This window comes from Larkinella fluvii, from assembly GCF_051857545.1.
Lineage (GTDB): Bacteria > Bacteroidota > Bacteroidia > Cytophagales > Spirosomataceae > Larkinella.
Map to the genome: position 1 here is coordinate 518,065 of NZ_JBPZHB010000004.1, position 13,415 is coordinate 531,479.

At 46.8% G+C, this 13,415-nt stretch carries 17 protein-coding genes and 1 tRNA gene; 9 read left to right on the top strand and 9 right to left on the bottom strand.

The features are described 5' to 3' along the window. Positions 1-660: 660 nt before the first annotated feature. Together ACS5NO_RS12555 and ACS5NO_RS12560 are read right to left on the bottom strand one after the other, a co-directional pair. Complete coding sequence (locus ACS5NO_RS12555) at positions 661-981, bottom strand: hypothetical protein (protein ID WP_439415464.1); 321 nt, start codon at positions 979-981, stop codon at positions 661-663. Between the two features lie 49 nt (positions 982-1,030). Further along, positions 1,031-1,696: an AAA family ATPase gene (locus ACS5NO_RS12560; RefSeq protein ID WP_439415465.1), complete on the bottom strand. Its 666-nt coding sequence runs from the start codon at positions 1,694-1,696 to the stop codon at positions 1,031-1,033. A gap of 328 nt (positions 1,697-2,024) precedes the next feature. Between ACS5NO_RS12560 and ACS5NO_RS12565 the strand changes: the two genes are divergently transcribed. Continuing rightward, positions 2,025-3,443: an amidohydrolase gene (locus ACS5NO_RS12565; RefSeq protein WP_439415466.1), complete on the top strand. Its 1,419-nt coding sequence runs from the start codon at positions 2,025-2,027 to the stop codon at positions 3,441-3,443. Between the two features lie 16 nt (positions 3,444-3,459). Here ACS5NO_RS12565 and ACS5NO_RS12570 read toward each other — a convergent pair whose 3' ends face one another. The 5 genes from ACS5NO_RS12570 to ACS5NO_RS12590 all read right to left on the bottom strand — a co-directional run bounded on the left by ACS5NO_RS12570 (position 3,460) and on the right by ACS5NO_RS12590 (position 7,003). Next, complete coding sequence (locus tag ACS5NO_RS12570; RefSeq protein WP_439415467.1) at positions 3,460-4,242, bottom strand: M15 family metallopeptidase; 783 nt, start codon at positions 4,240-4,242, stop codon at positions 3,460-3,462. Positions 4,243-4,732: 490 nt separating this feature from the next. Next, the gene (locus ACS5NO_RS12575; protein WP_439415468.1) at positions 4,733-5,560 is read right to left on the bottom strand and encodes a hypothetical protein; all 828 of its coding nucleotides are present in this window, start codon (positions 5,558-5,560) and stop codon (positions 4,733-4,735) included. Positions 5,561-6,203: 643 nt separating this feature from the next. After that, a complete protein-coding gene (locus ACS5NO_RS12580; protein ID WP_439415469.1) occupies positions 6,204-6,662 on the bottom strand; it encodes a helix-turn-helix transcriptional regulator in 459 nt (152 codons plus the stop codon). 11 nt (positions 6,663-6,673) lie between these two features. Then, positions 6,674-6,838, bottom strand: a complete 165-nt coding sequence (locus tag ACS5NO_RS12585; RefSeq protein ID WP_439415470.1) for an SHOCT domain-containing protein — start codon at positions 6,836-6,838, stop codon at positions 6,674-6,676. Between the two features lie 51 nt (positions 6,839-6,889). Continuing rightward, the gene (locus ACS5NO_RS12590; protein ID WP_439415471.1) at positions 6,890-7,003 is read right to left on the bottom strand and encodes a TM2 domain-containing protein; all 114 of its coding nucleotides are present in this window, start codon (positions 7,001-7,003) and stop codon (positions 6,890-6,892) included. A gap of 264 nt (positions 7,004-7,267) precedes the next feature. On the opposite strand from ACS5NO_RS12590, the gene ACS5NO_RS12595 reads away from it, so the two are divergent. From ACS5NO_RS12595 to ACS5NO_RS12630, 8 genes are all read left to right on the top strand, one after another. Beyond that, positions 7,268-7,510, top strand: a complete 243-nt coding sequence (locus ACS5NO_RS12595) for a hypothetical protein (RefSeq protein WP_439415472.1) — start codon at positions 7,268-7,270, stop codon at positions 7,508-7,510. Then, positions 7,507-7,989 carry a hypothetical protein gene (locus ACS5NO_RS12600; RefSeq protein WP_439415473.1) on the top strand — a complete coding sequence of 161 codons (483 nt, stop codon included), beginning with the start codon at positions 7,507-7,509 and terminating at the stop codon, positions 7,987-7,989. Before ACS5NO_RS12595 ends, ACS5NO_RS12600 begins: the two co-directional genes overlap by 4 nt. Positions 7,990-8,340: 351 nt before the next feature. Next, positions 8,341-8,622 carry a hypothetical protein gene (locus ACS5NO_RS12605; protein WP_439415474.1) on the top strand — a complete coding sequence of 94 codons (282 nt, stop codon included), beginning with the start codon at positions 8,341-8,343 and terminating at the stop codon, positions 8,620-8,622. Further along, positions 8,615-8,818, top strand: coding sequence for a hypothetical protein (locus tag ACS5NO_RS12610; RefSeq protein ID WP_439415475.1), 204 nt, complete (start codon positions 8,615-8,617; stop codon positions 8,816-8,818). The genes ACS5NO_RS12605 and ACS5NO_RS12610 overlap by 8 nt, the downstream gene beginning before the upstream one ends. A gap of 63 nt (positions 8,819-8,881) precedes the next feature. Beyond that, a tRNA-Met gene (locus ACS5NO_RS12615) sits at positions 8,882-8,954 on the top strand. A 225-nt stretch (positions 8,955-9,179) separates the two neighbouring features. Next, on the top strand, positions 9,180-10,634 hold the full coding sequence (locus tag ACS5NO_RS12620) for a hypothetical protein (protein WP_439415476.1): 1,455 nt from the start codon (positions 9,180-9,182) through the stop codon (positions 10,632-10,634). Between the two features lie 2 nt (positions 10,635-10,636). After that, a complete protein-coding gene (locus ACS5NO_RS12625; protein ID WP_439415477.1) occupies positions 10,637-10,900 on the top strand; it encodes a hypothetical protein in 264 nt (87 codons plus the stop codon). Position 10,901: 1 nt separating this feature from the next. Beyond that, positions 10,902-11,246 (top strand): hypothetical protein, encoded by a 345-nt coding sequence (locus ACS5NO_RS12630; RefSeq protein ID WP_439415478.1) that lies wholly within the window; start codon positions 10,902-10,904, stop codon positions 11,244-11,246. A 528-nt stretch (positions 11,247-11,774) separates the two neighbouring features. On the opposite strand, the gene ACS5NO_RS12635 is transcribed toward ACS5NO_RS12630, so the two are convergent. Next, the gene (locus ACS5NO_RS12635) at positions 11,775-12,197 is read right to left on the bottom strand and encodes a hypothetical protein (protein WP_439415479.1); all 423 of its coding nucleotides are present in this window, start codon (positions 12,195-12,197) and stop codon (positions 11,775-11,777) included. Further along, on the bottom strand, positions 12,187-13,317 hold the full coding sequence (locus ACS5NO_RS12640) for a hypothetical protein (RefSeq protein WP_439415480.1): 1,131 nt from the start codon (positions 13,315-13,317) through the stop codon (positions 12,187-12,189). Before ACS5NO_RS12640 ends, ACS5NO_RS12635 begins: the two co-directional genes overlap by 11 nt. Positions 13,318-13,415: the final 98 nt, after the last annotated feature.

Consider the following 13,415-nt stretch of genomic DNA (forward strand, 5'->3'; position numbering starts at 1 on the left):
ATTGGGTTTGTTGTGACATGCGATGTGTGTGTAATAAAAAAAGACTCTTGCTCAAGTAAGATGGTACGATGGTGGCAATCTTAAGCAGATCGCATGGTTTCATCTATTAAAAAACGATGACATTGCAAATTAAATAGTAATTAAAATAATTCGCACGATTACTTGTAAATTATTTTCAACAAATTAAGTATTTATCCTCATAACAATCGCTGTCTGCTGCTGCAAATTCTAAATAAATACCAGACACAGGATCAGGGCGGAATGCGCTAAAAAGACCACTCCAACACGGAATTAGCCCTTCTCGTTTGGTTTAATCCTACAAAATCTGGTAGAAGTCTTAATAAGCACCGTCGTACGATGAATGGATACGAAAAAGAAAGGTGTCAAGTGACTTTCAGCTATAACATCTGATAAGGTGAGCACCTGGAAGTCGAACTTTTTTGCTTATGGGCAAGAGAAGGGGAGAAGAAGGCAGAGGACTTTCAAAACTAGCAAACGGCGATTTGATTTTCTGCCAGGCAAACTGGGGCGGGTAGTTTCAAGCCGCTTGAAACTGGCAGAAAATTCCTGTCCTGTATGGTATAATCGTAAACTTAGCGTTGAGAATGACGTTATTTTCGGGATTAAAAATAACGTCGTTCTCAACGCTGAAAAATACGTCTAAAATAACGTCAAATTGTATTTCTTTTTTTCGCGTTCGATCTTTTCCTGAATGGCTTCAATCACCCAGTCGTGAACGGAGATCGTAATTTTCCGGCTGCGGCTCCGGGGGCGTTTGTCTCGGAGTTGTTTGATGGTCTCCATTTCGGAGGCTGTCATTATGAGTTTAATACTCTTCATCTCCTCCGGGTCGTCCTGACCCATGCGGTTTTTTGCGGTTGGACTGCCCCCCTGGCTGATGAATTGCTGGATCTTTTTCTCGGATACCTTTCGGATGGGTTGTTCCGGTTTTGGCGGCTCCGGGGCTTTTGAAATGGCCATAACAGACGTTTTTTAAGAGGTTAAAAATAACGTATTTTTCAACGTTATTTCAGACGTTTATTTCTGCGCCTAATTTTTCCATAATTATCTTGAAAACCATCGTGATTTCGTGAATGGCTTTCTGGTCAGCAGGCTGGTTTTCGATGACGCCAAGACCATTGCTGGAGGCATTGGCAAAACTCTTGCGTGAAACGATGGGCGGTCCCACGTATTCGATGACGCTGCTTTCCTGCAGCAGTTCTGCCGAGTCTTTGTTGTCGGTGCCTTTCGGATCGGCCCGGTTCAGAAGGGCAAACGCGTGAAGGTCGGTGGGTTTCAGCGCACGGACTTCTTTCACCAGCGTCTCGACGTCGGCGATGGTCCACAAATCGAAACTGCGCGGGTTAAAAGGAACCAGCAGTGCATCCGATACAAACAGGGCCGCCCGCTGGCTCATCGTATCGCGTCCCCCGGAGTCGATGACAATGTGATCGAACTTGGGTTTGAATTTTGCCACCTGCTGGCGGACAGCATCACCGGTCAAAACCGTTGCTGTATAACCGCTGTTTCCGTCGGTGTTCACTTCCCGCCATTTGGAAAATTTGGTGGCCGTCTGCTGTTCGTCGGCATCCACCAGCAACACATCAAAACCCTGTTTGGACAACCATACGGTGAGGTTTGTAGCAATGGTAGACTTCCCGCTACCCCCCTTAATGCCACCTAGAGTAAAAATCATACTGTTCAGATTAACGTTGATTGAAACGTCAAATATACTGCAAAGAATCACCTTATAAAAAACGTCTTAATTAACGTCAAATGGAAGGTGAAACGAAGACCAGTTCTCTTACCTGGGAGAGTGAACGGCTGAAATCTGACCTACTGGAAGCGAAGATGATGGCTCTAAAAAAGGTAGTCGAAAGAAAGGGTTAGAGAGCTTTTTTGTTGTCAATGTTACTTCATCCTTCTATATTTAGCCTAATTCAATTGATAATTTTGAGTTTTAGCAATATTTCCAAATTTTACACCTAAAATTTCTATTTATGTTCCAGATAAAGTCAGCATTTATGCTGTTGGTAGTAGTATTGTTGGGTCAATCCGCGCGCGCTCAAAAAGAAAAAACAGCGGCTATTTCTCAATTAGACAAACAATATTCCCATTATTCGGCTCTCGCGCAGCGAATCTGGAAACTGGCTGAGCCTGGTTATCTGGAAAACGAAACCAGCAAACTGCTCCAGAAAGAATTACAGGATCAGGGTTTCAGCATCACGACGGGCGTGGCGGATATGCCTACGGCCTTCGTGGCCAGTTTCGGGAAAGGCGCACCGGTGATCAGTATTCTGGCTGAAATGGATGCCCTGCCCGGTTTGTCGCAGGATTCCGTGCCGGTGCGCAAACCGCTCGTACCGAATGCCTATGGTCACGCCTGTGGGCATAATCTGTTCGGAGTGGGTTCGGTCGCTGCGGCCATAGCGGCCAAAAACTACCTGCAGCAGTCCGGTAAATCTGGCACGATTCAGTTGGTAGGCACTCCGGCCGAAGAAGGCGCGGGTGGTGGTAAAACGTATCTGGTCAAGGCGGGTCTTTTCGATAAAGTCGATGCGGTGCTGCACTGGCATCCGGGCGATAACAACAGCGCGAGTCCGTCGTCCTCGCTGGCCTACCGCGTTGCTACCTTTCAGTTCAACGGATTGGCCGCCCATGCTGCAGCCGCTCCCGAAAAAGGCCGGTCGGCCCTCGATGCCGTCGAAGCGATGAACTACATGGTCAACATGATGCGTGAACACGTGACGTCCAGCACCCGGATTCACTATGTTATCAAGAAGGGCGGTCTGACGTCCAACATCGTTCCCGACTACGCCGAGGTGGAATACACCATTCGCCATCCGTCGGCAAAAGGCCTGGAAGAAGTGTGGGCGCGGTTGATGAAAACCGCTCAGGCGGCTGCGCTCGGCACCGAAACGACGATGACCCACGAAGTGATGGCGGGGCTCTATAACCTGCTGCCGAATGAAACCCTGGCGAAGCTCATGCAAAAAAATCTGGAGCAGGTAGGGGGCAACAAGTATACGCCCGCCGAAACGGAATTCGCCAACAAAATCCGTAAAACCGTTAATTCGGAAAGTCTGCCGCCCTTAAGTCGCGCTTCCGACATTCAGCCGTATGCCCTGAACGGTGTGGGTTCGGCGTCCACGGATGTCGGAGATGTCAGTTGGGTGTTGCCAACGGTCGGGCTGTCGGCGGCCACCTGGGTGCCGGGCGTTCCGGCGCATAGCTGGCAGGCCGTAGCTTGCGATGGCATGTCGATCGGTTTTAAAGGCATGCTGGTGGCGGCCAAAACCATTTCGCTGACGGCCATCGATCTTTTTCAGCAACCGGCCGTCATCGAGCAGGCCAAAGTTGAATTGAACAAAGCGCGGGGCGAAGGGTTCGTCTACAAATCGCTGGCCGGTGATCGGAAACCACCACTGGATTACCGGAAATAAAGTCTGGGAGGAGTCTTTACATCAGCCTGGCTATTTCAAAGTGCATGCCGTCGAGCCGGGTAAAGTGACCACCCCAGTAAAAACCGTGTTTGTTGGCAATCGGGACCAGTTCGCGCAGACTCCCTTTTTTTCCGACGAGAGCGGGCATCGTCGACAGCATGTTCTGGGGTACATTGATATCGAAAGCCGTACCGAAAGCGTGGTTGCTCAACTCGGTGCGGCTGCCCCGGACAAACCGGGGTACGAACGATCCGGCGTAGCTCAACACCAGATCGATCAAGCCCTCGTTCTCCCACTCGGCCCACATAGACACCAGTTGGGGAGTAGCCAGATGGTGAAATCGAATGGTGCCATTGGCCGGAGCACCGGTTTTTCCGATCAGTTGCGGTATGGTTACTTTGACGATGTTTTTGGATTCCCAGTCGTCCAGGATCTTGATGTTTTCCGGATTTCCGGGAATGGGGGCAGCCGCGAATTTAAACTTTCCGAACAGTGCCTGACGGGCGGTTAGGCCAGCAAGTGGGGCGAAATCGGGTTTCTGAGGCCAGTTGGGTCCTTCTTTGGCCGGGTCGGGGTTGGTCAAAACCGGGAAGCCCAGTTGCATGGCAACGCCGACGGTTTTGTTGCCGACAACGCCATCGTCCAGCAGGTTATTTTTCTTCTGAAAAGCAACCGTCGCTTCGTGCGTCCGCAGGCCAAACTTGCCATCGGCCACACCGAGTTCAAAACCCTGCCCGATCAGGAATAATTGCCATTTTTTAACGTCGGCTCCTTTGCTGTTTTGTTTGAGGACTTGCATGGTTACGGTGCGTTGGAAAAAGAAAGATACGGTTCACCAACGGGGTTCCATACCGATGGAGAATAGCCCGGTTTGAACGTGCCTGGTCAGGAATACAGTACTGAAATAGAATGGAGAAAATAATAACGTTGAGTAATGGTAGCTTTTTTTAAAAGAAACGAACGGTTTAACGGTACACGTAAATAAAATGGTTAACAGTAGGGTATCTGTAATGAACCGGAATCACATTATAACTTTAAATCACCGTAGTTTAAACGGGTAACAAAAAAATAATGTCGGGTTTGTACTTCGTATTGCTTGACCGATTGATGATCATGACTAAACGTACAAAAACTTTTTAAAGGATTACGCCTTGTATTTAGCAAACGGTAAAGATCCCCGCTTTTACGCTTTGAACACCGCTGTCGAGCGGATTCTTTGTGTTCTCGACTATCCTGAATCAATCTATTTTTATTCTGGCTGTCGAGTGAATTTTATCTTAACCGAAGAGTCAACGCGCATCCTTCAATCCGTCGATTACCGCTGTTTCCACCCAAAAAATATCACCGTCCCGGGAAAAGAACAGGTATTTTCCATCATTGGTCAGGAAAGGACAAAACTCGTAGGCACCGGTATTGATCGCAGAACCCATGTTTTTTGCTTGTTGCCACTCGCCGGTGTTGTTCTTGAAGCTGATGTATAAATCGCCTTTGCCAAACCCGTCCGGGCGCTCGGCGCAGAAAATGACGAATTGTTCATCCGGTGACACGAAAACATCGGCTTCGTAATGGGTTGTGTTGACAGCAGGAGGTAGAGGCTGGGAAGCCTGGAATTTCCCCATTACAGACCGGGAAAACCGGATATCATAATTCTTATCCGTTGAGGCATCGGTGCCGCCATTCGACGAAAAATACATCGTACCCGCTTTCGTGATGGACATGTAATACTCATTCTTGCTGGTGTTGATGGCGGTTCCGGCATTAATCGGCACAGTCGACCAACCGTCTTTTTTTCGCTCAAGATACCAGATGTCAAAATCCTTCTTCTGGCCCTGCCCATCGACCGCCCGATCCGAAATAAAATACAAACGATTTCCATCCGGCGATAAAAATGGATCATTGTACTCGTATCGATCACTGCCAATGACGGTTTTGGGCGCGGTCCAGGCCTTGTTTTCAAACCGTATGCACCGAATCTGGGGTTTTTTATTGATGATAACTGCGTAATAAAATTCCGTACCGTCGCTCGAAAAAACCGACCCATATTCGTAATGATCTTTCAATGAAACCAGGTCAGGGGCAAATACGCTGGGTATCCGGCCCGGCAGATTCTGATTCAAATACGAGGTGGTTTTTTGCGCTTGCAACGAACCGGAGCAAATGAGTAATAGCGCAAGTACTGTCCGTAAACAATTCATAAGAGGGTAGAGGTTTGAATGAAACTGGCCTTGATAAATCTAATTTTAACGAAAATCATACCAGATAGTAAGTGGTTAAACTACAATAAATTGCTGAAATTCTGAACAGATATTCCGGTGCGGGATCACACCTTTTGTGCGGTATTGAACGGATTTTGTGGGTCGTAAATACGGAATGATTATATCAACAAAAAAGTCACTGCCTAACCAGACAATGACTTTCCAATTCATTAACCTAATGTATAGGTTAAAAGTACGAGTCCCTCTTTATCGAAGCTGTCTGATTTGGGAATGATCCTGTCAATTTTGGGAATAAATGAACCGGATTACCGATTTCACTTAGACGTGCCGGTAGTAAGTCAATCCGGCGTAGAAACGGAACCTTATAAAATAAAATAACCCGCTCATTGTGAGTGGGTTATTTTTCGCAGAGAGAGCGGGATTGGAACGCTCCCTATATTTTCAGTAGGTAATTATTTGAATTTAAACCGATTACGCTTCTTGCTTCTGAAGCGTTTAGTAGACGTAACCGTATCTGTAACCTCGGCAATGCCAAAAAAATAGATTACGCCGGTTGGGCGTAACCTAAACGAATGATTTTCGTGGCAGGGTGTTCGATGGTTAAAGACCGGTCCACAGTTACGTCTTCAGACTTTCCCACGAGAGCGTCGACTGTGCGTTGCAATCCGGCAATCTGCTGATCTTTGACTTTCAGCTGTTCAAGCAGCTTTGAAAAGTTTTGCTCCAATAAGATTAAGTGTTCCTGAAGGTAGCCGTCTGCCTTTGCGGACTCTTTTTGGTTCCCTCTGAGCATCTCACCTTCCCCATTCATTAACCAAGTTGGGTTTATATCTGGGAACTTCTTGAAGATTGCCTCAAGGACATCGTAGCTTGGTCTGGTTTTCCCTTTTACAATGCTTTCAATTGCGTTGTAACTTTTTTCGATAGCTTTTGCAAAGCTGCTGGTGTTCATATTGAACTCCTTAATCAGTTTACTGAGTCGTTCGTGAATTGTTGTATCCATGATTTAAGATTTTACATTTTTCTCAACAACTGTTCTTTTTGCTGCTCGTACTCTTGGTCAGTAATCATATTGTTTTGACGCAATGCAGCCAATTTTTCAAGCTTCTCTACATTAGAAATCTTTTCATAACCTTGTCTGCCCGCATTGTATTTATTGTTGAAAGATTCTTCGCTCATTGAAATCAATATTATACACTCAATAAGTGCAATTACTGCTGGAATAAATGTTCAGCAAAACAGTAGATAAGCAACTCCCCACCCAGTTTGGCGTAAGTAGAATTTATGTATTCCCAAGCCGCCAAGAAAGAATGCTAGAAGAGCTGCTGTTGATTTTGATTTCATAGAATGGTGTATTTTCTGGTTGAAAGAGAAAAAATGTTGTACTGTAATTAGTGTCCTCACTTCTTTGTAATATATTGAATATCAATGATATATGAATAGTAAAAAAAATTTACACCATAATTAGTTTTTTATTCACCAATATTGGTGTATAATTGCCTGCGAATTCATTACGAACTTACTACGATTTGGTTAATAATCACCAAAAATTGTGTGAATTCTTCGTAAACGGTCAAATAAAAAGTTGGAAGGCAAAACCGGTAGGCAATGAGATTCCTGGACGAAACGCTGATTGAAAAGTGGGAAGACGGCTCCATTCCGAAAAAAGCGAAAGGGGAGTTGGTGAAGAAGTTCAATCTACAATTTCATTATACGCCCACGTCGAACGCGTTTAATGAGTTGATTTTGAAGAAGGCCCAGCCGACGCCTGATCAGTACCAATTTTTGCTCGACCAGATCACCTATTACTGGGCATTTTACAACGAGCCGCAACTGGCGGAAAAGGTATGAGCAAGGGAATTATTCAGGAGCGGCTTACTCAGCTTGGCTTTAAAATCGATCCAAAACAAGAATCAACGCATATTCTCGCTGATTTAGAGGTCAAGTACGAGGGTCAGTTTTTTCTAAAAATTGATTTGCGGATTCAGACCATCAATTTCTCATTCAGCGAGCGGTTTGGTGAAAAAAGTCTGCTTTATCTACAGACGTTTACCGATGTAGATCACCTGGTTGAACTGATAAAAGGCAACTACATTTTTGATGAAATGGTCACTACCCGGACGCCCGATTCCACCCGGCTGCTGGACGTTGTGTTGCCCATTCAGGCCGAGTGGTACAGGCGTGATTTGGGCGATATAGAGCCCTTGTTGAATTGGATTAGGACCGGAGCTTCTCATCTATTCGCTGGCGAAATTCCGGACAGCAAGCCTCAATCACTGGGTCTACACTGCCAGAACCTGGATAAGCCTGGTGTTGAACAAACCGAATAACGGTGTCTTTATTCGGGCATTTCGGGCAATGCATGCCCTTCAATTTAGGGATATATGCAAAGTCACGTATCGTACGGGCTTTTTCATCAAGGCCAACACCAGTGCGACAATTGTAAGTGATTTTTCCCATTGCGGAGTGGGGGAGTTTAAGTGGATATTAGTTTGCACTTACAAACTTAACTCCCCGCTCTGCACAATACAAACCCGGCAACAAACGCCCTATGAACACTTTACAGCTTTGGTGCTACCCTTTGCCGTTTTGGCTCGTGTTGGCGGGTGTTTCGGTTCTTTTCTTTCTGTTCCTGATGGTGGCCGTTTTGTGGAACATACGGCCCGTAAAATCGAGACCCGATGAACGTCTGGTATCAGGAAACTGACACGATCGACGGGCCGGTCTGGATGCTGGTTCAGTTGAGCATCACCCTACTGGGCGACATGGACGTCAGGCTGTTGGCCGTCGTCGGTCAGCGTTGGAATGGCGGTTGGCAGGGGTTCATCACCCGAAAAAGGATTTTTCCGGACGAAGACCCGGCGGTGATGTTGGGGGTTCATGCCAACAAATACGAGGCTATGGGCGAAGTGATGGATCACCTGGGCGTAACCGCTGAAAGTTTTCTTCCGGAAGATGTTTGAGACCAGTCCCACCTTCCGGCAGCTCTACGACCAGGCCCGCAAACTGAAACAGAAGCGCGAGGCCGAACAGATGCGGCTCAAACTGTCGGACCCCCGCTTGAGCCGGGAGATCGACGACCTGGGCCGAACCATGGATTTACTGGTGCTGGCGTTCCGGAAGGTCGTGCCGGAAGGAGCCAGGGCAGACGATAAGTGATAGTAACAGAGGTAGACTGCTGTTATGCTGGCCAGACCAGATTCAGGCCAGCATACTAAAAATCGCGGGGTAGAGCAGTTGGTAGCTCGCAAGGCTCATAACCTTGAGGTCGTCGGTTCGAGTCCGACCCCCGCCACAATGGATTCGGGAATCCAGAATTAGGTTAAGGGTTTAGGAATTCATCAACAGCAATACCGGTTGGCACCTGCCGACCGGTATTCTCACCAACCACCCCGGTTCAGGCGGGTTCGATTCCCCCGGTGGTTCTTTTGCTTCGGAGCCTTTTAGAGTGCAGTCGGTCCGAACCCGGCACCCGGAGCATATTTCAGAACGCATTCTGACCCCGAAAACGGGCCAGTCTTTGACAGAAGTACACCCCATGAGTAACGTTCGGATTATCGAAAAAGACGTATTTACCCGCCTGCACCAGCACGTGCAGGCCCATAACGCGAAGCAAACCAAGCTTCGGCACCACATTCGACTGGGGTCGCTGCTGACGTTTGAAGCCGTTGTGGTGCAGTATATCAAGCGGTTCCGGGAAGCCAGCTATCTGCCCGAATTTCCCGATAGCGACATCCTGCCCAGCTATTACAGCAGCCGCAAGCGCCTGGCCGAGCTCACCAAATGTTGCCGCAAAACGATCTATAACCACCTCGGTTTGCTGGCCGACGCGGGGCTGGTGGCCAAGATTTGGCACGGTCGCCAGCACGATTTTGAATTGTGGATAAACCCCTGGTTTATCCTGGGTGATTGTTATGAGGAACCCGTCATTTGTGATTTGTCGGCCCAACTTCCCCCGCCCTTCCACCCGGATAGGCGGCAAAGTTTACCCCTTAAAAGCTCTTATGATACATCAGAAAGTCATAACAGTTCTAAATGCGGTGTTGAAATTGGGGAAAAACCGGGGGTGCCAAAGCTGGCGGAGTTGCTTCCCCCATTTCAACGGGCTGTTTTAAACACTTTAGATACGGCAGATACGTCAGAAAGGCGGGACGCGCACCCTACCGGCGATGCGTCAGAAACGTCAGAAAATGGCGGGGGGGCGCGGCCCGGCGAAAATTCGGGTCACAACCCCACTGAACAAAACAAGGCCGGAAAACGGCTAAAAAGCCGCTTAGGGCTTGACGATAAGGCGGGACAGCAGGCGGCCGGAGAAACTGAGGGCATAAGACCCCCGCAGCCGGCCGCAGCTCCGTTACCCGCAAAGCCTTCACTGAGAGATTTTTATAAAGAATTGGTGGTGGCTTTCTGGGACATCGTTCAGCCGCAGCTCTGGCCCGACGATCTGATCGGCGACCGGCACACCGGCCAGATTCTCAACATCATCTGGCGGGATGTCTTCGGCAGTTTTGCCAGCGAACCCGCCGAAAATGCGGCCACCGAGCTGTACCTGATGCGGCTCAAGCAAATTGAAAAAGCCACAGCTCACGCCCGGCGGCACCGGTGGACGAGCTTCCTGCCTCCGAAGCTGTATTTCTCGCTCCCGTATTACCAGGAGCAGAAAAAAAACAACCAGAAAGGTTCCTTCTGGTTCACTTACGAATGGCTCCAGGACGATATTTTGAAGCAGCAACGGCTTGATAAAGACCGGATTCTGGAAAAAGCCCTGTTTAGTTTCATTCACGAACGAGCGCCCCGGGGCCTGAAAGACGGCCGTCAGATGGGCCGCATCGAGCTCTACCACTACTGGCGCAACCGGCTCAGTAAATTATCCGACCCGGGCCTGGTCGACCGGTTCGATTCCGCCGTGGCCGCAGCCCTGCCGGGCCGACCGAGTGCCACACCCTTTCCGAAGCAACCTCTAAACCAAAGATAGCAATGCCAGTATCCCAACAGCAGTATGAGAGTTTTCGGCTCAAAGCCTGGATTCGCCACGCCGATGGCTCGGTCAACCAAACGGCGGGTGTCTTCAAGTGGCGCACGGAAGGCCAGCGAATGACCAACATCCGGGCTTTTTTGAATAAAGTGGTGAACAATTACCGGGGCAAAGTACCGATCCATGAAATCCGGTTTTTCGATAAAGAGCAGGGTGGGGCCTGGGTGGCCACCTGGTCGAACGGCACTTTTATAGACCACCACTGAGATGCTGCGGCTCAAGCTCTATCCCAACGAATTCCGGGGCCTGATGGAATTTCTGACGGCCCGGTTGAAGCTCCTGCTGATGCTCGAACCGATGAGTCGCAGTATTTACGATCAGGTGCTGGTCGAGTACTGGCACAAGGCCCGGCTCCTGGACAAACTGGCTGCCTGGCAGATGCGCAACAGTCGGCAGCGGTATTCGCTCCCGGTGCCGCTCTCGGTCGGTCGGGTATTGCACCAGGAAATGCAGCACGTGGAATTAACGATTTATGGCCAGGCATTTCTGGCCACCCTGGATCAGTGTCTCACCAACGAAATCCCCCAGAACGTATATGCGTGGCGTCATTAATTTCTTCACCGGTCTTTGCCTGCTGTTCTTCATACTGCTGATCGGTATGAGTCCCAAAATGGAGCAATGGTGGCGCTCTGACGAACGAATCGTAGAATAATCACCCAACGCCCCCCCCCCCATGTCGAAACGAAAACTTTTCGCCTTTAGCTGGTCTAAGTGGCTTGTCCGACTATTGCTTATACTGGTCGCAATCGGCTATTCTATACTGCTTTTCAAGGTCTTTAAATCCATTTTTATTCCCCACTGAAATGGCAACTTTGCGAAAGTGATTGATCTGGAGCAGGAATAAGCCCAGGGCTAGTTTGTATCGACTACAATACGGTCGAAGAAGTGTATGAGCTTTTGGTGCAGACCGAGTTTGACGGCGTGTGGGCTAAATCGACGCTATCCTATTGACGATCGGGAATTGGCCAAGCAATTGTTGGTCCGTTTTGGCCATGAAAAAGCGCAGGGGGGCAACTGTAAAATGACGAATTCAGTTTCCTTCTTTGGAGAAAGCCCCGGTTAAGGGGCTTTTTATAGTACTTATTGGTTTTTTCGAAAGGTCCAATTACGTTTTACAGCTTCATCTCTAAGTTTTCTGCCTTTATCCTTAATTTGTCCTTTAGAAGTTACTTGGGAGAAATCAATGGAACAATGTCCATCAAAAGGGACATTGTCTTCTTCAACCATTAGTTGCCCAATTTTATCACATTCCCCTTTAGTAACTGACAGTACACCACAAGATTCGTAGCGGCTGTCTTTAGTAAAATGTTTATGTGATTCTTCTGCCGTAAAAACATCTCCATTGTATAGAGACAATTTCTTTTCGTCTTTAAGAGATGGTGTGAAAGCTAAAGACGAAACAGCCAGTGATCGAGGCTCTTCAGTAAATGCTTGAATCGAAACAACTTCATTTTGTACCCATGAAGGATGCACTTGCCTATGTAGGTGAGTATTATTGTTCATTGTACAGCATTTTAACCTTATCGCTTAAATATTGCCATTCTTTTTCATTCTTTAATGAAATCACTGATTCTTCAAAAGTATTGTCAAACTTGTTAGAAAATAAGAAGTCAGCGTTAAGATTGGCAAGATCAACTTCTAGTATTATACTGGCTCTTTCAGAATCCCATTCTAATTGAATATTACCTTCCACTGTCGGAAAGATAGCTGGCATCTTTAAGTTTCGATTATAATATGAATTGAAATACTCGCCAAATATAAGTAAAGAATCGGTGTTAGGGGCCTTCCCATATCCATTAAACCAATTTTCTCCTAATTTGGATATGTGATTAAGTCTAACATCTACATCGAATGGATCTAAAATATCCATTGATTCTATTAACTCAATCTTTATTAACCGGTCTTGTGCACTATATATGCCAGTTGCTTTAATTGAAACTCGGGTATTTTTCTCATATTCATTAAAGCCTTGAAGAATTATATCATAAAAATCACTTGCTATACTCGTATTATATTCTATACTATTTCCATCAAAAACTAAGGTAAAAGTTTTTGTTGCTTTATTTATACCGCTAATGGAAGCAATTGCTGAAATGTTTTCAGAATACTCAAGTCTTTCATTCCTCGAAAGTAGAAGCCTTTTTCTAACACCTTTGTTTAGAACAGCCTTGCTATCAAAATAAATGGATTCACCTTCTTGAAGATTTTTGCCAATTTTATTGAAATAATTTAGGTGTTTCTGGTCTAATAAATTGCTATAATTTTGGCCTTCATGAGCATTGCTTATAACTTCTATAACACGATCCCTAGCCCTTTCTAAATATCTGACAGATTGAGTGGGGGAGTTTTGGAACAAGCTGGCTGTTGCAACACTAGAAACAAGAAGAATTTTGGGTATAGTGCTACCCTCATCAAGCTTTGAAAGCTTTAAGCTAAAATTGTCGGTAAAGCCTTTAGGAACTCGTTTTCTATCTTTATTTTCTTCTAAATATATCTTTTTAGCTACTTCAAAAATTAATTCTCCTAAAGCCGTAAAATCCTCTAAAAGGTTTAGGGGTAGAGTATGGTCATCAAATCTTCTACCTTCTAGTCTAGGAGCTAAGAACTCTTCGTTATGTCCCATTCTATAAAGGGTTTGTATAGAAAAATAAAGTGTAAAGTTAGCACTTTTCAGGCACAAAGTGCTAAAATTTGGATTAAATCTCAAGCACTTTTGGTGCC